Origin of the sequence: Thioclava sp. 'Guangxiensis' (genome assembly GCF_045348365.1) — a bacterium.
Taxonomy (GTDB): Bacteria; Pseudomonadota; Alphaproteobacteria; order Rhodobacterales; family Rhodobacteraceae; genus Thioclava; species Thioclava kandeliae.
Genome location: NZ_CP155823.1, coordinates 290,282 through 309,654, shown reverse-complemented (window position 1 = coordinate 309,654; position 19,373 = coordinate 290,282). Strand labels below are relative to the sequence as shown.

Annotated in this window: 15 protein-coding genes; 7 read left to right on the top strand and 8 right to left on the bottom strand. The window is 61.6% G+C overall.

Going from position 1 to position 19,373, the window contains the following annotated elements; genetic code table 11:
• Position 1 precedes the first annotated feature (1 nt).
• Positions 2 to 1,855, bottom strand: coding sequence for an ABC transporter ATP-binding protein (locus ABEB22_RS14920; RefSeq protein ID WP_349295743.1), 1,854 nt, complete (start codon positions 1,853 to 1,855; stop codon positions 2 to 4).
• Positions 1,856 to 1,922: 67 nt separating this feature from the next.
• A complete protein-coding gene (locus ABEB22_RS14915; protein WP_349295742.1) occupies positions 1,923 to 2,369 on the bottom strand; it encodes a YaiI/YqxD family protein in 447 nt (148 codons plus the stop codon).
• A 316-nt stretch (positions 2,370 to 2,685) separates the two neighbouring features.
• Here ABEB22_RS14915 and ABEB22_RS14910 point away from each other — a divergent pair, with 316 nt between their 5' ends.
• Entirely contained in the window at positions 2,686 to 3,195 is a 510-nt protein-coding gene (locus ABEB22_RS14910; RefSeq protein ID WP_339115038.1) for a hypothetical protein, read from the top strand.
• 48 nt (positions 3,196 to 3,243) lie between these two features.
• Here the strand turns inward: ABEB22_RS14910 and ABEB22_RS14905 are convergent, their stop codons facing one another.
• Positions 3,244 to 4,620, bottom strand: a complete 1,377-nt coding sequence (locus tag ABEB22_RS14905) for a dipeptidase (protein ID WP_349295740.1) — start codon at positions 4,618 to 4,620, stop codon at positions 3,244 to 3,246.
• Positions 4,621 to 4,884: 264 nt separating this feature from the next.
• Between ABEB22_RS14905 and hemA the strand changes: the two genes are divergently transcribed.
• From hemA to ispG, 3 genes are all read left to right on the top strand, one after another.
• Positions 4,885 to 6,111 carry a 5-aminolevulinate synthase gene (gene hemA, locus ABEB22_RS14900; protein ID WP_339115036.1) on the top strand — a complete coding sequence of 409 codons (1,227 nt, stop codon included), beginning with the start codon at positions 4,885 to 4,887 and terminating at the stop codon, positions 6,109 to 6,111.
• A gap of 105 nt (positions 6,112 to 6,216) precedes the next feature.
• Positions 6,217 to 7,488 carry a helix-turn-helix domain-containing protein gene (locus ABEB22_RS14895; protein WP_406871191.1) on the top strand — a complete coding sequence of 424 codons (1,272 nt, stop codon included), beginning with the start codon at positions 6,217 to 6,219 and terminating at the stop codon, positions 7,486 to 7,488.
• Positions 7,489 to 7,593: 105 nt separating this feature from the next.
• A complete protein-coding gene (gene ispG / locus ABEB22_RS14890; RefSeq protein WP_339115034.1) occupies positions 7,594 to 8,724 on the top strand; it encodes a flavodoxin-dependent (E)-4-hydroxy-3-methylbut-2-enyl-diphosphate synthase in 1,131 nt (376 codons plus the stop codon).
• A 27-nt stretch (positions 8,725 to 8,751) separates the two neighbouring features.
• Here the strand turns inward: ispG and ABEB22_RS14885 are convergent, their stop codons facing one another.
• The 4 genes from ABEB22_RS14885 to ABEB22_RS14870 form a co-directional block, all read right to left on the bottom strand.
• Positions 8,752 to 10,170 (bottom strand): hypothetical protein, encoded by a 1,419-nt coding sequence (locus ABEB22_RS14885; RefSeq protein ID WP_349295739.1) that lies wholly within the window; start codon positions 10,168 to 10,170, stop codon positions 8,752 to 8,754.
• Between the two features lie 84 nt (positions 10,171 to 10,254).
• On the bottom strand, positions 10,255 to 11,289 hold the full coding sequence (locus ABEB22_RS14880; RefSeq protein ID WP_349295738.1) for an ABC transporter substrate-binding protein: 1,035 nt from the start codon (positions 11,287 to 11,289) through the stop codon (positions 10,255 to 10,257).
• On the bottom strand, positions 11,286 to 12,698 hold the full coding sequence (locus ABEB22_RS14875; protein ID WP_339115031.1) for a sensor histidine kinase N-terminal domain-containing protein: 1,413 nt from the start codon (positions 12,696 to 12,698) through the stop codon (positions 11,286 to 11,288). The genes ABEB22_RS14880 and ABEB22_RS14875 overlap by 4 nt, the downstream gene beginning before the upstream one ends.
• Positions 12,691 to 13,362, bottom strand: a complete 672-nt coding sequence (locus tag ABEB22_RS14870) for a response regulator transcription factor (protein WP_339115030.1) — start codon at positions 13,360 to 13,362, stop codon at positions 12,691 to 12,693. Before ABEB22_RS14870 ends, ABEB22_RS14875 begins: the two co-directional genes overlap by 8 nt.
• A 192-nt stretch (positions 13,363 to 13,554) precedes the next feature.
• Between ABEB22_RS14870 and ABEB22_RS14865 the strand changes: the two genes are divergently transcribed.
• The 3 genes from ABEB22_RS14865 (at position 13,555) to ABEB22_RS14855 (ending at position 16,615) form a co-directional block, all read left to right on the top strand.
• Positions 13,555 to 14,541 carry a tripartite tricarboxylate transporter substrate-binding protein gene (locus ABEB22_RS14865; RefSeq protein WP_339115029.1) on the top strand — a complete coding sequence of 329 codons (987 nt, stop codon included), beginning with the start codon at positions 13,555 to 13,557 and terminating at the stop codon, positions 14,539 to 14,541.
• 93 nt (positions 14,542 to 14,634) lie between these two features.
• Positions 14,635 to 15,066, top strand: coding sequence for a tripartite tricarboxylate transporter TctB family protein (locus tag ABEB22_RS14860; RefSeq protein WP_339115028.1), 432 nt, complete (start codon positions 14,635 to 14,637; stop codon positions 15,064 to 15,066).
• 10 nt (positions 15,067 to 15,076) lie between these two features.
• Positions 15,077 to 16,615, top strand: coding sequence for a tripartite tricarboxylate transporter permease (locus ABEB22_RS14855; protein WP_349295737.1), 1,539 nt, complete (start codon positions 15,077 to 15,079; stop codon positions 16,613 to 16,615).
• Between the two features lie 56 nt (positions 16,616 to 16,671).
• Here ABEB22_RS14855 and mprF read toward each other — a convergent pair whose 3' ends face one another.
• Positions 16,672 to 19,221, bottom strand: coding sequence for a bifunctional lysylphosphatidylglycerol flippase/synthetase MprF (gene mprF / locus ABEB22_RS14850; RefSeq protein ID WP_349295736.1), 2,550 nt, complete (start codon positions 19,219 to 19,221; stop codon positions 16,672 to 16,674).
• Between the last annotated feature and the right edge of the window lie 152 nt (positions 19,222 to 19,373).

The following is a 19,373-nucleotide window of genomic DNA, read 5'->3' as shown; positions in this document are numbered from 1 at the left end:
ATCAGGTCTGGTCGTCGCCTGCCAGAAACCCGCCCGATTGCCGCGCCCAGAGACGGGCATAGATCCCGCCCGCATCCAGCAACTCGGCATGGCTGCCCTGTTCGACGATACGGCCCTGATCCATCACCACCAGCCGGTCCATCGCTGCGATGGTGGATAGCCTGTGGGCGATGGCGATCACCGTCTTGCCTTCCATCAGCACCTCGAGCCGCGACTGGATTGCCGCTTCGACCTCGCTATCGAGGGCACTTGTGGCCTCGTCGAGGATGAGGATCGGGGCATCCTTCAGCGCCACACGCGCGATGGCGATCCGCTGGCGCTGACCGCCCGAGAGTTTGACGCCGCGCTCGCCCACATGGGCGTCGAGCCCGTGGCGGCCCTGCGCATCCGAGAGTTGCGGCACGAAACTGTCGGCTTCGGCCATACGCAGGGCATGGGCGATCTGGTCGTCACTCGCGTCAGGGCGGCCATAGGTGATATTGTCGCGCACAGAGCGGTGCAGAAGCGCGCTATCCTGGGTTACCACCCCGATTGCGGCGCGCAGGCTTTCCTGACCGACCTGCGCCACATCCTGCCCGTCGATGGTGATCCTGCCTTCGGGAATGTCGTGGAAGCGCAGAAGAAGGTTGATAAGCGTGGATTTTCCCGCCCCCGAGCGTCCGACCAGCCCGACTTTCTCGCCCGCGCGGATCGTCAGATCAAGATCATCGAGCACGGCCAGCGGGCGCTGTGCCTCGTCTTGGCCATAGCGGAAGGTGACATGATCGAAGCGCACGGCGCCTGCGGTCACCTCCAGCGGTTTCGCATCGGGCGCATCCTGCACAGCACGCGGCAGCGAAAGGCTCGAGATCCCGTCCCGCACCGTGCCGATATTCTCGAAGAGCGCCGCAAATTCCCACATGATCCAATGCGCCATATTGTTGAGCCGCAAAGCCAGCGGCACGGCAATGGCCACGGCGCCCACGGCCAGCTCGCCCGTGGTCCAGAGCCAGAGCCCGATCCCCGTGACAGCCGCCACGAGCCAGACATTCAGCAGGCTCAGCGTGATATCCTGGATCTGCGAGAGCCGCATCTGCCGGTAGACGGTGCCCAGAAACGCGTCCATGCCTGAGCGCATCCACGCCTCCTCGCGGTCGGAATGCGAGAAAAGTTTGACGGTGGCGATATTGGTGTAGCTATCTACGATGCGCCCCGTCATGGCGGAACGCGCATCGGCCTGTTCCTGTGCCACGCGCCCGAGCCGCGGCACGATCCGGCCCAGCATCAGCCCGTATCCCAGCGCCCAGAGCACGAAGGGCAGAGCTAGCCGCCAGTCCTGAGAGGCCGCCAGCGCCAGTGCGCCGATAAAATAGATCACCACATAGCTGCCCACGTCCATGAGCTTCATCGCCACCTCGCGCACGGCCAGCGCCGTCTGCATCAGCCTCTGCGCGATGCGGCCCGCGAATTCGTCCTGAAAATAGCCCACCGATTGCCGCAGCAGATAACGGTAAGCCAGCCAGCGCACCCGCTGCGGGAAATTGCCCAGAAGCGTCTGGTGCATCAGGAGCCCACCGAAGAGATTGAGCCCGGGCAACACGATCACGAGCCCCAACCCCATCAGCGCGATCCGGCCCCAGTTCTCGGCCCAGAAGCTTTCGCGGGGTGTGTCGGACAAGCGGTTCACCAGATCGCCCAGCCAGCTATAGAGCGAGACCTCGACCAGCGCGATCGCCCCCGAGCTGATCGCCAAGAGGATCAACCAGCCGGTTACCCCGCGGCTGTAATGGCGCATGAAAGCCCAGAAGCCTTTGGGCGGCATCATAGGCTGCTCGGAAGGATAGGGGTCGATGCGGCGTTCGAACCAGGAAAACATGGTGGCTCCTGTCGGGTTGAATGGGTCTAGATAGAGTGCCCGCACCGGATGTCACATATGTGACCGGTCAGCGTCCGGCCTTGCGCAGAGCGCGCTCAAGCGCATCGAGAAACCGCGAACGATCGGCTTTGGTGAAGCCCTTGTTGCGGCCCTGCAGGAACGGGTCGGCGGCGCGCATGTCGGTCATCAGATCGCGCATGGCGAGCGCCTGACCCACATTGTTCTCGGTGAGCGCCTCGCCGTCATGGCGCAGCACCTGTGCGCCCGCCGCTACGCATTTGGCTGCCAGCGGGATATCGTTGGTAATCACGACATCACCGCGGCCCGCGCGCTCGGCAATCCACATATCGGCCACATCGGGACCGGCATCCACGACGATCGTCTCGATCAGCGGGTTCTGCGAGGGCCGGATGCCGCCGTTCGAGACGATCTTCATAGATACGCTGTGGCGGCTGCCGACACGCTCGACCTCCGCCTTGACCGGACAGGCATCGGCATCGACATAGATCGTCATTGGAGGCACTCCGTTATAGCTGGTCGTGCTGTAGCCTAAAGCCGGGCTAGGGCCAAGCGGTGAGCGATAATCAGGTAACTTTGCGGTATTCGGCCTTGGTCAAATCATGCAATTCTTTGTCGTTACCGCGTTGATTTCCAGTTCTTTTACAAATTTCGCATAATGCAAATATGTATGAGCCAAGATCCATAAGGCCTTCCACCGGGTCAATTTGGGGCATGAATCAGTAAATTGTTCAAAGGTATAGTTAATGTCAGTTATCAATGTTGGGCAAAGCGCGGGTGGCACCCCGCTTATTATTTCTTCGGTTCGTGGAATGGCATTTCCGAAGGGCTGGTCCGCATCTCGCACAAATGAGTGGCTGTTGCGATCCAATGAAGGCGACATCGGATTATTGGCCCGGATCCCGCTCGATCCGCTCGGTGATATTTCCATCTATGCGGAGGAGCCGGTCTGCCGGAAGGTCATCCAGTCTGTGGCCGAACAGATCCGCCTTTCCGAGACCATTACCCAAGAAATCTATCGGGTGATGGCGGAAAATACCCATGCAGGTAAAGTCGATTTTACGCTTCCCGCTGACTGGATGTTCCGCAAGCGCGGTTGCTGGCAGCTGGTTGCAAAAGGCACGCGCCCTACCGTTCTGGCGGTTTTCGATATCGAAGATGACGATTCGCTCGTTTACGGGATCGAGGCTCCCGATGCCCGGGGATTCCTGCAGACGATCATTTCGGAGTTCCGTCGCTGCAAAAAACGCGAGCGCAAGATCCTTGATGCGTTTCGGGATTGCCCACTCGCGGAAAAAGCCCTGCAGCGCAAGGTTATCTAGGGTTCGGGCTTGGTTTCGGGGCCGTGACCGGCCCCGAAACTTCGATCATCAGCCTTGCAGACGGTCCAGGATCCGCACCCAGGACCGGATGCCTTTATGGAAGCTCTTCACGTCATATTTCTCGTTGGGGCTATGGATCGCGTCATCCTCGTTGGCAAAGCCGATCAGCATCGCATCCATACCGAGAATCTCCTTGAAATAGCCCGCAATCGGGATCGAGCCCCCCATACCGGTGATCACCGCCTCGCGATCCCATTCGTCGGTCAGCGCAAGGCGCGCTTTCTCGAATTCGGGGCGGGAGGTATCCATGAAGGCGGCCTTTGCGCCATCAAGGCTCGTATCCCAGTGGATCTCGGCATCCTGTGGGACGCGGGCCTCGAGATGTTTGCGCAGCTTGGTGCGCACATCGGCGGGGTCCATATCGCCTACCAGACGGCAAGTGATCTTCACATGCGCCTCGGCGGGGATCACAGTCTTGGAGCCCGTGCCCTGATAGCCGCCCCACAGACCGTTGATCTCGACGGTCGGACGCGACCATTGCTGCTCGAGCGTCGAATAACCCTCTTCGCCATGCGCCTTGGTTAGGCCGACACCGCCCAGATAGGCCGCCTCGTCGAAGCCGCAATTCTTCCACATCTCGAGCTGCTCGGCCGGAACTTCGGGCACGCCTTCGTAGAAGCCCTCGACCGCCACGCGGCCGGTCTCGTCATGCAGCGAGGCGATGAGTTTCGAGATCTCGCGCAACGGGTTCAGCGCGGGGCCGCCATAGAAGCCCGAATGCAGGTCGATGCGCGGGCCCTTGAGGGTGAATTCCTCTTTCAGCATGCCGCGCAAGCTGCCCGCGATGGTGGGCACGCCCGGCGAGACCATGCCGGTATCGCAGATCAGCGCCAGATCGGCGGTCAGTTCGGCGGCGTTCTCTTTCATGAAGGGTACGAGCGAGGGCGAGCCTGATTCTTCCTCGCCCTCGAAGAAGATCGTGATGTTGAACGGCAGCGAGCCCGTCTCGTCCTTATAGGCGCGGCAGGCCTCGATGAAGGTCATCAGCTGACCCTTGTCATCGGAAGCCCCACGGCCACGGATCACCTTACCCTTGGGCGTGTCCTCGATCTGCGGCTCGAAGGGGGGGGTGTTCCACAGATTCAGCGGATCGACGGGCTGCACATCGTAATGGCCGTAAAACAGCAGATGCGGCCCTTGGCCCTCATTGCGGGCCACCACCATCGGATGACCGGGGGTCGGGCGCACTTCTGTTTTAAAACCAATGGATTCAAGGTCTTTCTTTAACCATTCTGCGGCCTTGGTGACCTCGGGCGTATAGGCGGGATCGGTCGAGATCGACTGGATACGCAACAGCTCCATCAGACGGTTCATGGCATTATCGAGATCGGTATCGACCCGGTTGAGGACGGCATCCACTGACATAGTTCACTCCTTGTTTGCGCCAGACCCTAGCAATCTGGCGGGGACTGTCCAGACAGGCGCCGAGGAAAGCCGGTCCGCTATGGTCATGGCGGGGTTGCCCCCGCTGCATGGGCTGCGACCAAGCGCGCATTTGAATTTGTTCCGGAAATGCGTATTTAAGTGGCAAGCAAGTCAAACACGCATCTGTAATTTGACCTTTGTCAATGTGAGGTGTGGTAAAGAGGCCTAGTGCTGACCCAGCGAACGGATGCAAGGACAGAACCCATGAATTACGATCAGGCTTTGGATACGGCGATCAACCGGCTTCACGAGGAAGGCCGTTATCGCGTTTTTATCGACCTGGAGCGTGAGAAGGGCGCCTATCCGAAGGCCGTCTGGACCAAAGAGGATGGGACCAAGAAGGATATCACCATCTGGTGCGGCAATGACTATCTGGGCATGGGGCAACATCCGGTTGTTCTGGCTGCGATGCATGAGGCGCTCGATGCCACCGGCGCCGGTTCGGGCGGAACGCGCAATATCTCGGGCACAACCGTTTACCACAAGCGCCTCGAGGCCGAACTGGCCGATCTGCACCGGACCGAGGCCGCGCTCGTTTTCTCCTCGGCCTACACCGCCAATGACGGCACACTCTCGACCCTGCGCAATATCTTCCCCGGTCTGATCATCTATTCCGACGAGCTGAACCATGCCTCGATGATCGAGGGGATCCGTCGTGGTGGCGGCGCCAAGCGCATCTTCCGCCACAACGATCTGGCCCATCTGCGTGAGCTGCTGCAGGCCGATGATCCGGCAACTCCCAAGCTGATCGCCTTCGAGTCGGTCTATTCGATGGATGGGGATTTCGGTCCGATCAAGGAGATCTGTGATCTGGCGAAGGAATTCAACGCCCTGACCTATCTCGACGAGGTCCATGCCGTGGGTATGTATGGCCCGCGTGGGGCAGGCTATGCCGAAGCCATCGGCGAGACCCGTATCGACATGTTCAATGGCACGCTGGGCAAGGCGTTCGGGGTGTTCGGTGGCTATGTCGCGGCGTCGGCGAAAATGGTGGATGCAATCCGCTCCTACGCGCCGGGCTTCATCTTCACGACCTCTCTGCCACCGGTTGTGGCAGCAGGCGCTGCGGCCTCGATCGCGTTCCTCAAAACCGCCGAGGGTCAGGCACTGCGCGACAAGCAGCAGGAACATGCCCGCATCCTGAAGACCCGCCTGAAGGCGATGGGGCTCCCCTTCATCGACCGTGGCAGCCATATCGTGCCGGTCCACGTCGGAAATCCCAAACATTGCAAGGCTCTGTCGGACATGCTGCTCGAAGAGTTCGGCGTCTATGTGCAGCCGATCAACTACCCGACGGTTCCGCGCGGCACCGAGCGGCTGCGGTTCACACCCTCCCCCGTGCACTCCCTCAAGGAGATCGACGGGCTGGTGCGGGCGCTCGATAAGCTCTGGGCGCGTTGTGAGCTAAATCGTGCCGAAATGGCAGGTTAACCCATAACTACCGGTGTAAACCTCTCTAGCATGTGATAACTTTGCAATAACCAGTTCGGAAAAACCGAATCGGACAACTTTGAGTGCGATAGGGGCAGTGAAGCAATGATCGGTCGAAGGACACCTCCTTCGATGCAGGACGACGTCCAGCCGAAAGGCTTCGAGGATTACGACCTGCGTCTTGGCGATCTGATGCGGGGCGAGCGCGCCACGTTATCTAAGTCGCTTCTGGATGTGCAACGGGAGTTGCGCATCAGGGCCGCTTACATTGCCGGCATCGAGAGTTGTGACCTGTCCGCCTTCGACGCGCCGTCTTTCGTGTCAGGCTATGTGCGCTCCTATGCGCGTTATCTTAACCTTGATCCCGATTGGGCTTTCGAGCGTTTCTGCTTCGAGTCCGGCTTCGTTCCGACACATGGGATGGCCCAGCACGGACAACCCCATAAAGTCTCAGCTAGTGCAGGCAACAAGCCGGTCAATGGTCTGGGCAGCCCCAATCCCGTTTTTCTCCCCAAAACAGATAGTCTCTGGTCGCGGATCGAACCGCGTGCTATCGGCTCGCTTCTGGTGCTGGCGGTTCTGGCAGGCGGGATCGGCTATGGGGGCTGGTCGGTGCTGCAGGAGGTCCAACGTGTCAATCTGACGCCCGTGGACCAGCAGCCCTCGGTCGTAGCACAGCTCGACCCGTTGTCCTCGGTCGAGGGGGGCTCTGCCGATCCGGTGGAAAGCGCTCAGGATACAACGGCGGATGACAGTCTGGACCGTCTCTTCCGTCCCGCCACGCTGGATACGCCCGTGCTGATCGCGCGCGACGGTCCGATTGCCTCCATTGATCCTAACAAGACCGGCGTTCTGGCAGGCCAGACCCAAACCGCCGCAGCTGATATGGCGACGCAGAAGCCGGATGCGCAGTCCGCCATCAATCAGGCCATCGCGCAGGCGATGGGGCAGGGTCAGGCTGTTCCCGCACCTGCGGCGGCCGACGGTAGCGAAGGCGTTCAGGTGACGGCAGCGAATGCGGCCGATGTCGAGATTCTCGCCGTGCGCCCGTCTTGGGTACGGGTGCGTGCGGCGGACGGATCGGTTCTTCTGGAAAAGGTCATGAATGCGGGCGAGCGTTACACCCTGCCCAAACTGGCCGAGCCGCCGACCCTGCGCACGGGTGAATCCGGCGCGATCTATTTTGCCGTCAACGGCGTCGCGCATGGTCCCGTGGGCGCGCGTGGGGCCGTGACCAAGAATATTACCCTCAGCGCCGATGCGCTCTCGCAGCGTTTTGCCGTGGCCGATCCGCAAAAGGACAGTGCGCTCACCAGCATGTTCGCGGTTGCGGATGCGGGTCAGGCCATTGCCGATCCGACCCCCAAGACGGAATAAGTGTCCGCGTCCTGGAACTGTTGTGAGATCAATCCTGATTGACAGCCGTTGCCCTCGGGCGGCGGCTGAACTACTTTGCCCCCGACATGTCCGAAGGAGTCCCCAATGTCCCTGAACCCGGTTCGTCCGTGGCGCAGCGTCGAACGCCGCAAATCCCGTCAGATCATGGTCGGCAATGTGCCGGTTGGCGGGGATGCGCCGATTTCGGTGCAGACGATGACCAATACGGACACCACAGATGTAAAGGCCACGCTGGACCAGATCATCCGTGCCGCGGATGTGGGTGCCGATATCGTGCGGGTCTCGACTCCCGATCAGGCCTCTACGCAGGCGCTGCGCGAGATCTGCCGTGAGAGCCCCGTGCCGATCGTGGCCGATATCCATTTCCACTATAAACGCGCCATCGAGGCCGCCGAGGCCGGCGCCGCCTGCCTGCGGATCAATCCGGGCAATATCGGCGATGCGAGCCGCGTGAAAGAGGTGGTGAAGGCCGCCAAGGATTATGGCTGCTCGATCCGGATCGGGGTGAATGCGGGCTCGCTCGAGAAACATCTTCTGGAGAAATATGGCGAGCCTTGCCCCGATGCGATGGTCGAGTCGGGCCTCGACCACATCAAGCTCCTTCAGGATAACGACTTCCACGAGTTCAAGATTTCCTGCAAGGCATCCGATGTCTTCCTGTCAGCCGCAGCCTATCAGGCGCTGGCCGAGGTCACCGATGCGCCGATCCATCTGGGGATCACCGAGGCCGGTGGCCTGACCGCGGGCACGGTGAAATCGGCCATCGGTCTGGGCAATCTCCTGTGGATGGGCATTGGTGATACGCTGCGCGTGAGCCTTTCGGCCGATCCGGTCGAAGAGGTGAAAGTCGGTTTCGAGATCCTGAAATCGCTCGGCCTGCGCACCCGTGGCGTGCAGATCATCTCCTGCCCGTCCTGCGCCCGTCAGGGCTTCAACGTCATCAAGACGGTGGAAGAGCTGGAAAAACGGCTCGAGCATATCAAGCAGCCCATGTCGCTCTCGATCATCGGCTGCGTAGTGAACGGTCCGGGCGAGGCACTGATGACCGATCTGGGTTTCACGGGCGGCGGCGCAGGCTCGGGCATGATCTATATGGCGGGCAAACAGAGCCATAAGATGTCCAATGAGCAGATGATCGACCATATCGTTGAACTGGTCGAGGAGCGGGCCGAAAAGCTCGACGCCGAACAGAAGGCGGCAGAGGCCGCGGAGTGATGCAAAGGGCGCCATTGGCGCCCTTTTTCACAAGAAGAGATAGGTCAGCACCAGAAGCACGGTCGAGGCCGCGAGCCCGAAAAGCGTGAAGCGCCGGTTGAGATCGAAGGTCACACGGGCAGGGGTGACGCCCAGCTGGCGGCCGGTGATGATCGACATGGCCGAGATGGGCGAGGCCGAGATCGCCATCGCCCAGGCAAGGCACAGCCCCAGACCCAGCGCCAATGGATGCTCCGCCCCCACAGGGCCCGGCCCGAGAAGCTGGGCGATCATGACCACCACGATGGAATGCGGGATCATGAGGCTGGCCGCGAGAGGCACCAGATAGAGGCAGCCCAGGATCAGCGCGATGGCCGGTAGCGCCGCCCCGCCCAGTGCCGCACCCCAACCCAGACTGTTGAAGGCGACCGAGATGCCAGCGCCAATCACGGCGGCGGCCAGAAAGATCGTGGCCTCGTTGGCCATGGAGGCCGAGGCCTTGCCCAATCCGCTTAACCGGTCGGCCCCTTTGAGGGCGGCCCGGATCCCGGGCTCCACAAAGGGCCAGCCCCAAGACAGGACAGGCAGCACCATACAGGCCGCCACGAGGAAGCTGATCTCCAGAAGCCGATGGAGCGCCAGCGTTACCACAATGAGCCCCAGCACCACCGACAGGATAAGGACCAGCGCGCGCCCGCCTTTCATATCCTGCGCGAGATCGGGATCCGGCGTATGATCGCGCGCCGTTTCGCTGCGCAGCACGAACAGGCTGCCAAGCGTGATGACCAGCGCCGAGACGACAGCCAGCATCAGGAAGGCGGCCGGATCGAGCCCCGGAATGGCGGTGGTAACGATGGCAAATCCGACCCCGATCGGGTTCCATATGGTGGCAAGGATGGTGCCACGCAGGGCGCTCAGCGTCATCACACGGGTGTTGATCGGTGTGCGGCCCTGAGCCCTGGCATGGGTGGCGTGGTTCTCGGCGATATCGGACATCATGCCGATGGTGCCGATATTGAACAGCACCGAAAGCCCCTGTGCTCCGAAGGTTACGGCGCTGGCCCGCCTGCTGGCCGAGGCCGCAAAGAGCCGGGCTGCAGCGCGTTCGACCAGTTTCGAGGCCCTCACCGGCCCGCAGATCAGCCCGAGCGAGGTCAGGAACGCCGAGAAGGCTGTGCCCTGAAACAGCGCGCCTTCCATGCGCGGCAAAGCCTCGGGCACAATAATGGCGATAGCGATGGCTATCGCGACCGACAGGACCGCAAAGATCTGCGCCATGCGCTGCACCGCACCGATACGCAGGATTGCCAGCATGATGGCCGCGCCCGCCGCAATCCATGTCACGCCTCCGAGAACGGGAAGGAATTTCTCGCCGACCTGACCGATGATGAGACCGCCGATCATCAGGATCGCCAGAAGGCCGGTGGCTCGGTCCAGACGGGATACAGCTCGGGCAGAAAGAGGCATGGAAAATCTCGGGTCGGAAAGGTTTTGTTTGTTATGTCAGCTTTTCGGGCGGGTGCAATCGTGGGGGGTGCGGCCTTTTGTGCATCACGGCGCAGGGATGCGCGTGAAGGTTTCCGACCAGACATCGGAGAACCGCCGCCGTGTATGGTGGTCAAGCGCCACCAGCAGCGCCGGTGACAGGCCGATGAAGCGCCGCGCGCTTGGCAAAAGGCCGTTTTCCTGCGGATCGTCGGGGAAGATCAGACCGGCGGCGCGGATCGCCTCCTGCCCGTCTGCCGAGAGCAGGAAATCCAGTAGCCGTTTGGCCGTTTCGGGATGGCGCGCACGTTTGGGGATCATATAGGCACGCGAGAGGAAGAGCGTGTAATCCTCGGGCAGCACCATCGCCACATCCGGGCGGGGATGGTTCATGACATAGGAGCCGAGCATGTTATAGGCCAGCGCGAATTTGCCCGAGGACACATCGTCGATGATCTGCGCCGAGCAGCAGGTGACCACCGCGTTGCTGCGGGCAAAACCCTCAAGGAGCGCCCCGAACGTGGTGGCTTCGAGGCTGTCGCTATAGGCGAAGAGATAGCCCAGACCTGACTGCTCGATATCATAGGTCGCAAAGCGGCCCGACCAGCGATCATCCTCGCGGCGCATCATATCCAGCAACTGGAACCGGTCGCGCGGTGCCTGCGCGGGGCGGATCAACCGCTTGTTATAGACAATGACCGAGGGCTCTTCGGTCAACCCCCACAACTCGTCGCGCCAGCGCCGCGCGGCGGGCAGGGCGCGGGTGGCCTCTGACTGGTGCGGCTGCGCGCATCCGCCATTGACCAGCTCGACCATCTGCTGGACCGCCGATGAAAACACCACATCGCCGCCCTGACGCCCGTCACGGCAGGCGGCACTGGCGGCCTCGTAGAGGCCATTGGCCGTCCACTGCTCATACTGCACCGTCACATCCGGATTGGCTTCGGTGAAAGCCTCGATTGCCGGCCCCATGATCGAAAGATCGGTATTGGAGCGGAACAGCAGGGGCTGCGGGCCATGCCCGATCGTGCCGCGCAGCTCGGGTTCGGCATGGGCCATACCGGCACAGAGCCAAACGAGCAGGATCACCAGACGGGTCATTGCGGGGTGCTTTCGGAGGAGGTGGTGTGCAGGTTTGCTGCGGGCAGCACAAGGCTGATGCGGAAGCCATGATCGCTCTGCTCGGTCCGGATACCGCCCCCGAACGCATGGGCCACCGCATAGACGATCGACAGCCCGATACCCGAGCCGCCCTCGGCCGAGCCATGCGAACGGGCAAAGCGCTGGCCCAGCCTGTCGGTCAGATCCTCTGCCGGTCCCGGTCCGGCATCGGCGACCCACAGGCAGGCGAGGGAGCCCTCCAATGCGGTGCCGATGGTCACCGGCGCCTTGCCATGGGTCAGCGCGTTCGACACCAGATTACCAAGCGCCTGTTCCAAAGAGAAGGCATCGGCGGCCACCACGACAGGGTCGGGGCCGATCTCGAAGCGCAGATCCAGCTCGGGCCGGTGGTCATGGTGTTCCAGCACCTCGAGCGCCACATCCCGTAGATCGAGCGGTGCGCGGGGGATGCTGTCGGTGCGATGGGTGACCATGGCGCGTGACAGTAGCTGGTCGAGGAGCCGCCCCAGAGAGCGCGTGCGCCGTGTGAGCCGCTCGATCTGGCGCTGGCGCAGCTCGGGATCGGTGGTCTCATGGATGGCCTCGGCCTGCGCACGGATCGCGGCGACGGGCGTGCGCAGCTGATGGGCGCTATCGGAGATCAGGTTGCGCATCATTTCGAGTTGTCGCTCGAGACGCGCCATGAAACGGTTGACGCCTGCCAGCATCACCTCGATCTCGGCGGGGACATTCTCTGTGGGCACAGGCGTCAGGTCATAGGGGTCGCGGGTGGCCAGATCAGCGGCGATCTTCTCCACGGGACGCAGCGCGACATGGATGATGACATAGGCCGAGACCAGCAGCAGCACCCCCGCAATCGCCGCAGGCCAGAGCGCATCGGTGACCAGATGCAGCGTCATGTCCTTGCGCGCGCGCAGGGTCTGTCCCACGGAGATATGCACAGCCCCCGAGAAATTCCGCTCGGCAAAGAGGCGGGTGATCTCGACATAGCGCGCCGGCTCGCCCTGCATAGGCGCATCGAAAAGCTGCTCTCCGTTGCGGTTAGGCCGCGTATCCGCAGCAAAAGGCGTATCGGCATAGCCGGTGATCAGCTGGTGATGCGGCCCGCGCACGGCATAAGCGATCCGGTCGTCGCGCGCCTGCGCCAGCAGCTCGAAGGCTGACACCGGCAGATCGACGACGGGGTGTCCATTCTGGATAAAGATCGATTCCGCGATGTCATTGGCGGCGCCGAGCAAGAGACGGTCATAACTGTCCCATGCCGCCTGTCGGCCGTTGATCCAGACGGTCGCGGCCACGAGCACCATACCCAGAAGCATGAGCGACATCACCGCCCGTAAAATACGCCCCTGCAGCGAGCCAGTGGAGCGGTGGAGCGGCCTATCCATCCAGCGTGATCCGGTAGCCGATACCGCGTTCGGTGGCGATCGCCACGCCACTGCCTGCCAGCTTGCGCCGCAGCCGCGCGACGTAAAGCTCGATCGCATTCAGCCCTACATCGGCATCCTCCAGCGTAAAGAGCCCGTCATAGAGGCGCTCCTTCCCAAGGATCTGGTCAGGATGGCGCAGGAATATACCCAGAAGCGTGGCCTCGCGCCGTGTGAGGGCAAGGCGCTGACCATTCAGCGTGCCACTCATCTGCGCCGAGGAATAATGGAGCGGGCCAAACCGGATCGCATCCGATTTCTGCTCGGTCTCGCGGCGCATCAGGGCGCGAAGCCGGGCCTCCAGCTCGCGCTGATCAAACGGTTTGACCAGATAGTCATCGGCGCCGAGATCGAGCGTATTCACCCGGTCATCCACCGAATAAAGCGCGGTCAACACCAGAACGGGCAGGCGGTCGCCGCGCCCACGCAGGCTGCGCAGCAACGACTGACCGGACCCGTCGGGCAGGTTGAGGTCAAGCACCATTGCATCATAGCGCTGCACACGCAGGAAATCCTGCGCATCGCCCAATGTCGGCGCATGATCACAGGCAATACCGGATTTGGCAAAGCGCGTGACGACGGTTTCCGCCAGATCTTCGGTGTCTTCGACCATCAACACGCGCATGTTTCCGCTAAACCTTTTTATTCGTGGCTGTCATTTCCTGTCGTAGGCCCCACGCAATGACAGGTTCGTGACAGGTTCGATTGCTAGTCTCCTTCTACCCCCGAGAGGAGGGGTCTGCAAAGCGCAGACTCACGGGGAATGCGGATGACCGGGCTGGAGGGCCTGCCCGCATAGGAATCTGGAGGAAATCATATGTTTAAGGCAACCCGCCTGACCCTTGCTGCCGCCGTGCTCGGTGCATCGACTTTCGCCGCTGGCGCACAGGACTTCCAACCCGAAGCCCCCGAATGCATCGCCCCCGCAAATCCGGGCGGCGGCTGGGACTTCACCTGCCGTCAGGTCGGCAAGACCCTGCAGGATCTGGGCCTGATCAACAAGACCATGCAGGTCGTCAACCTCGCCGGTGGCGGCGGTGGTGTGGCCTTTGCCGAAGTCGTCAACAAACGCGCGACCTCGGATGACCTGATCACTGCAGCCTCTTCGGCCACCGCGACCCGTCTGGCGCAGGGCGCCTATCCGGGCAATACCGTCGATCAGGTCCGCTGGGTCGGCTCGATCGGTGCCGATTACGGCGTGATCGCTGTGGCCAAAAATAGCGACATCAAAGACCTGCCGCAACTTCTTGATATGATAAAAGAAGATCCGCGCAGCATTTCGGTTGCCGGTGGTTCTGCTGTGGGCGGCTGGGATCACCTCAAGGTGCTGATCGCGGCCGATGCCTATGGCATCGAGGATGTCCGCAAGGTCAAATATATCGCCTTCGATGGCGGTGGCGAGGCTGTGACCCAGCTTCTGGCAGGATCGGTCCAAGCCTTCACCGGCGATCTTTCCGAGGCCAAGGGCTTCGTCGAATCAGGCGATATCCGCGTGATCGCCGTGCTGGCTCCCGAGCGTCTGGAAGGCGAATTTGCCGATTATCCCACCGCGAAAGAGCAGGGCGTGGATGCGATCGGTGCCAACTGGCGCGGGTTCTACGCACCGGGTGGCATGTCGGACGAGGCCTATAACGGCTGGGTGAAAAAAGTCGGTGAGATGTATGCCTCCGACGAGTGGAAAACCACGATGGAAGCCAACGGCATCGCACCGCTCGATCTGCAAGGCGCGGAGTTCGACGCGTTCGTCAAAGAGAACGTCGCCGAGATCCAGGAGATCTCGCGCAAGATCGGGATCATCAAGTAATCCTCCCAGGGTCGTTTCCGACCCTGTCCTCCCGGGCGCCGCTTCCACGCGGCGCCCGTCTCCCAATTCATGTCTGTTTGCAAGGAGATCGTCATGAGTGACCGCATCTTCGGCATCTTCGGCCTGCTTCTGGCGATCGGCTTTGCCTATTCGGCAACCCTGATCGAGGAAAGCTTCCTGTCGGATGTCGTAGGCCCCAAGGCCTTCCCGCTGATCATTGCCGCGATCCTCGGCATCTCGAGCGCCGTCATCGCGTTCAAGCCCGATCCCGATCCGGCATGGCCGAACTTCGCGCGTATCGCCGAGATTGCCGCCGCTGTCGTTGTCATGGTGCTCTATGCCGAGTTGCTGCCGGTCATCGGTTTCGTCTTTGCCACCGCTTTTGCAGCTGCCTATCTCAGTTGGCGTCTTGGCAATGCGATCCTCTGGGCCGTGCTCACGGGGATCGGAACCTCGGTCGGTATCTATGTGATCTTCCATCTTGTGCTCGGCCTGTCGCTCGCGCGCGGCCCGCTCGGTTTCTGAGGAGCCACCTATGGATCTTCTTTCCCAACTCGGCGACGGTTTTGCAGTCGCTCTCACATGGCAGAACCTCGCGCTTGCGCTGATGGGCTGCTTCCTCGGCACGATCATGGGCGCGCTACCCGGTCTTGGCCCGTCGAATGGCGTGGCGATCCTGATCCCGCTGGCCTTCACGCTGGGCCTCGGGGCCACGCCCTCGCTGATCCTGCTGACCTCGGTCTATTACGGGGCGATGTATGGCGGGCGGATCTCGTCCATCTTGCTGAATATCCCGGGCGACGAGCCTGCGATGATGACCTGTCTCGACGGACACCCGATGGCCAAGAAAGGCATGGCGGGCGAGGCACTCTCGATTTCGGGCATCGCCTCCTTCGTGGGCTCTTTCTTCGCAACATGGGGCCTCATCGTGCTGGCACCGCAGCTGGTGAAGATCGCGCTGCTGTTCGGCCCTGCCGAATATTTCGCGCTCTTCGCGCTGGCCTTCATGACGCTCGGTGGTGTCAGCTCGACCAATCAGGCGAAATCCGCTTTTGCCGCGGCCCTAGGCCTTGGCCTTGCCATGATCGGCGTGGATACCCAAACGGGTGTGCCGCGCTTTACCTTCGGCGAGGTCCATCTCTATGACGGGCTCGATTTTCTCGTGGCAATCGTGGGTCTTTTCGCACTTTCGGAAGTGTTCATCTTCCTCGAAGAGCGTCACGGTGGTTCGGATGCAAAAGGCAAAGCCCTGAAAATCGGTCGCATCCTGCCGCCGATGAAGATGGTCAAGGAAACCACCCCGACCATGCTGCGCTCGACCTTCCTGGGCTTCCTCGCGGGCGTTCTGCCGGGGGCGGGTGCCTCGCTGGGCTCCTTCCTTGCCTATTCGCTCGAAAAGCGGATGTCGGATAAGAACAAGACGTTCGGTAAAGGCGATCCGCGCGGTGTGGCAGCGCCCGAGGCTGGCAACAATGCCGCAGCCGGTGGTGCGCTGGTGCCGATGCTGGCGCTGGGTGTGCCCGGCTCGGGGACGACCGCCGTGCTTCTGGCCGTGCTTCTGTCGCTCAACATCACCCCGGGTCCGCTACTATTTGCCAACAATCCCGATGTCGTCTGGGGCCTGATCGCTGCGCTCTTCATCGCGAACTTCATGCTTCTTGCACTGAATATCCCGATGGTGGGCCTGTTCACCCGTCTGCTGCTGATCCCGCCAAAGGTCCTGATGCCGGTTGTGGCTATGGTGTCCTTCGTGGGGATCTACGGGATCTCCGGCTCCAGTTTCGACCTTCTGGTAATGATCGGCTTCGGCGTGGCAGGCTGGATCCTGCGCAAGCTCGACATCCCGCTGGTCCCGATCATCCTCGGCACGCTTCTGGGAAATGCGATGGAAAATAACCTGCGCCGTGCCGTGGAAATCGACAATGGCAACTGGTTCACCCTGATCGACAGCCCTCTCTCGATCGCGCTTTGGGTGATCGCGCTCATCGGTTTCGCAATGCCGATCATCGTGGGGCGCAAGGTCAAGGCCGGTATCCACGAGCGCAAGGACGAGATCGGTTCGATCAAGGACTGACCACCGCGCGACGAGGGTCACCGGAGCGATCCGGTGGCCCTTATTCTATCCGGCGTTCACTCCGGATGCGGCCCGTTGATCAGAGCCAGAAGATCGGTGGCGGTCGTTTTGGCATTGGCACGGGGCGGGAGCGCAAGGAAAAGCGGCTCCCAATCAGGAGAGAACTGCTCCAGACGCTGGCGCAGGCGAGCCATTTCCTCGAATGAAACGCCATGACGGGCGATGAATGCGCCGAGCCGGTTGGACAGGCGCACACCGCGCGGCGTCTCAAGCCCCGACAGGGCCACGGTACCGAGAAGGACACTCTGATATCCTTCGGCCTTGCAATGGAGACAGAGGCCCGTCAGCAGGAAGGTCGTGAAATCGCCATCGTATTCGGGAAGATAGCGGATCAGATCGACCGAGGCGCGCGATCTGGCCGAAGTCGTCCAGAACACGGCAAAGCCCACGATCCTGCCGCCCGACGAGACAAGCGCAAGCGGCATCCTGTTGAGGTAATCCGAGGAGAAATACCCAACCGAGAACCGCTTTCCGAGGCTGACGCGGCACGCGCCCCAGGCATCAGAAATCTCCCGCAACCGGGCAAGGCGCTCGGGGGAATGGGGCGGGCTGACGATCTCGAACGAGAGGCCGCTGGCGCAGGCGCGGTGATAAGCCTCACGCAATCCATGATAACGCTCCGCCTCTAGGTCGAAGCGGGAAAGGGGCAGGACGGCCTCTTCCCCCAGCCTGTGCATCGCAAGCCCCATATCCGGCCAGCGCGGCGCGGAGTTTTCACGCACCCCGTAGAAAAGAGGTTGCGCCCCTGCTGCATGGGCCGCGTCCTGGAAGGCCCAAAGCAATCCCGATATCTCGTCTTCAGGACCCACGGGTTCGTGTAACGCCACCCAGCTCCCCCTCTGAATGCGATACATTAAGAAACTATTAAAGCTATCTGAAAACATTAAGTATTTATCATTACTTAATGCGATATTGGCTTTGGGGTCCGCTTGGCCGTCGATGATCTCGGCAGCACGTGCGAGTTCGCTACGGCCAGGTAAACCATGCTGCAGGCGGCCAGGTCTGAGGGCATAGCCAACGACCAGCAGCGCCATAACGAGAAAACTGATGAAAGCGGCACGCAAGGCGCGTGCGGCTTCTGGGACGGTCGCCCAGTCCCACCATCTGTCGCCCCCGGCGGCGCCGCTTTCATGGGCAAGGAACAGGGTCATCACGAGTGTAAGGGCAAGGCAGAACATCAGGATGCACCAGCGGGGCCCCAGAATATCCTGCGTGAGCCGCGTGCGGCGGTGGAACTCCCTCCGCGTGGCCAGCAGGATGGCGCAGGCCGCCACGAGCACCAGCGACGGACCATAATGACCGCGATGGGGCAGGCTGGCCAGCAGCGCCACCAGCAAGGCCGCCTGTGTCATCCACCAAGCGCCCGATAGGCGGCGGAGTAGCCCATGTGCCAGCACCACGAGACAGGCGCCGATCGCGCTTGAAATCAATACGCCACCTTCGAGGAAGATCCGCGGCAGCATATTGGCCAAATCATCGACCATTGGCGCGGCGGGTGGCAGGAGAGGCAAGATCATCAACACCCCGCCAATCACAAAGGTCATGGCAGAGATTGCCAGCGGCGTCAGCGCACGACCTACCTGAAAAAGCGGCACCAGCGGCCCTGTGATCTTGTGCCGGACAAAGCGGAGTTCGCCAAGCGCCAACATCGCGAGGGCGAGCGTGAAGGGAAGGATATAATAGATGAAGCGGTAAAGAAGCAGGCCCGCCGCGATCTCCTGTGGCGGGATGGCATGGGGCAGGGCTGCCACGATGACCGTCTCGAAAACCCCCACTCCGCCCGGCACATGGGAAAGCACGCCCGCCATGACTGCCGCCGAGAAGACCGCAAGGAAAGTGGCGAAGCCGATCTGGTCCGCGGGCAGCAGGATATAGAGTGTGGCTGCCGAAAGGATTGTCTCTGCAGCCGTGAAGAAAAACTGACCGAGGGACAGTGCCGGTCCGGGCATCTGAAGCGATATGCCCCGCAGATTCACACCGGATCTGCGCCATGCCATGATGGTCAGAATGACCAGCGAGAACAGCACGAAGGCGATAGCGCCCCAGCGGATCCAGTGCGCCGGCACGGCAATCACCGCACCGAGTGCATGCGGGTGCCATGCCAAGGCGCCGAGCCCGAGCAATGTAGCACCAATCCCGAAGGAGAGTGAGCAGAAGAGCGAAATCCCCGCAATGTCGAAGGCCGAGAGCCCCATGGCGGAATAGATGCGATAGCGCACGGCACCACCCGTCACGGGACCGGCGCCGACTGTATTACCGATCGAATAGCCAAGAAAGCTTCCGGCCAACACGATAGGCAGCGGAAGCTTGCGGCCAATAAACCGTAAAGCCGACCAGTCATATCCCGCAAGCGCCGCATAGCCACCGACCGTGCATAGAAGCGCCAGCAGGATATGTGATTTGGGTGTGGCGCGGATCAGGTGTCCGACCTCGGCCATGCTGACATGTGACAGGAGTCGGTAAAGCGCGAAGGCACCTAAAGTGAACAAGGCCGCTGTAACGATATAGGGCATCGCCCCGCGCAGCCGCTTCAGCATCATCGGCATTTGCCTTCATCCGTTTGTCGTCAAGTGATGTGCCACATAAACGGCGTATGGATCAATGCCTGAAATTTCTCGAGTTAAATTACATAACTTCGGTTACCAGCAAATACCGTGGCGGTGGCCGGGGCCTCGAAAGCGGCCTGTATTCGGCCCCG

Excerpts from the sequence above, each read along its gene's own strand:
- ABEB22_RS14875 (WP_339115031.1), bottom strand. The coding sequence starts at position 12,698 with ATGGATAGGCCGCTCCACCGCTCCACTGGCTCGCTGCAGGGGCGTATT.
- ABEB22_RS14865 (WP_339115029.1), top strand. The coding sequence starts at position 13,555 with ATGTTTAAGGCAACCCGCCTGACCCTTGCTGCCGCCGTGCTCGGTGCA.
- ABEB22_RS14880 (WP_349295738.1), bottom strand. The coding sequence starts at position 11,289 with ATGACCCGTCTGGTGATCCTGCTCGTTTGGCTCTGTGCCGGTATGGCC.
- ABEB22_RS14860 (WP_339115028.1), top strand. The coding sequence starts at position 14,635 with ATGAGTGACCGCATCTTCGGCATCTTCGGCCTGCTTCTGGCGATCGGC.
- ispG (WP_339115034.1), top strand. The coding sequence starts at position 7,594 with ATGTCCCTGAACCCGGTTCGTCCGTGGCGCAGCGTCGAACGCCGCAAA.
- ABEB22_RS14855 (WP_349295737.1), top strand. The coding sequence starts at position 15,077 with ATGGATCTTCTTTCCCAACTCGGCGACGGTTTTGCAGTCGCTCTCACA.
- ABEB22_RS14895 (WP_406871191.1), top strand. The coding sequence starts at position 6,217 with ATGATCGGTCGAAGGACACCTCCTTCGATGCAGGACGACGTCCAGCCG.
- ABEB22_RS14870 (WP_339115030.1), bottom strand. The coding sequence starts at position 13,362 with ATGCGCGTGTTGATGGTCGAAGACACCGAAGATCTGGCGGAAACCGTC.
- ABEB22_RS14885 (WP_349295739.1), bottom strand. The coding sequence starts at position 10,170 with ATGCCTCTTTCTGCCCGAGCTGTATCCCGTCTGGACCGAGCCACCGGC.
- ABEB22_RS14910 (WP_339115038.1), top strand. The coding sequence starts at position 2,686 with ATGGCATTTCCGAAGGGCTGGTCCGCATCTCGCACAAATGAGTGGCTG.
- ABEB22_RS14905 (WP_349295740.1), bottom strand. The coding sequence starts at position 4,620 with ATGTCAGTGGATGCCGTCCTCAACCGGGTCGATACCGATCTCGATAAT.
- mprF (WP_349295736.1), bottom strand. The coding sequence starts at position 19,221 with ATGCCGATGATGCTGAAGCGGCTGCGCGGGGCGATGCCCTATATCGTT.
- ABEB22_RS14915 (WP_349295742.1), bottom strand. The coding sequence starts at position 2,369 with ATGACGATCTATGTCGATGCCGATGCCTGTCCGGTCAAGGCGGAGGTC.
- hemA (WP_339115036.1), top strand. The coding sequence starts at position 4,885 with ATGAATTACGATCAGGCTTTGGATACGGCGATCAACCGGCTTCACGAG.
- ABEB22_RS14920 (WP_349295743.1), bottom strand. The coding sequence starts at position 1,855 with ATGTTTTCCTGGTTCGAACGCCGCATCGACCCCTATCCTTCCGAGCAG.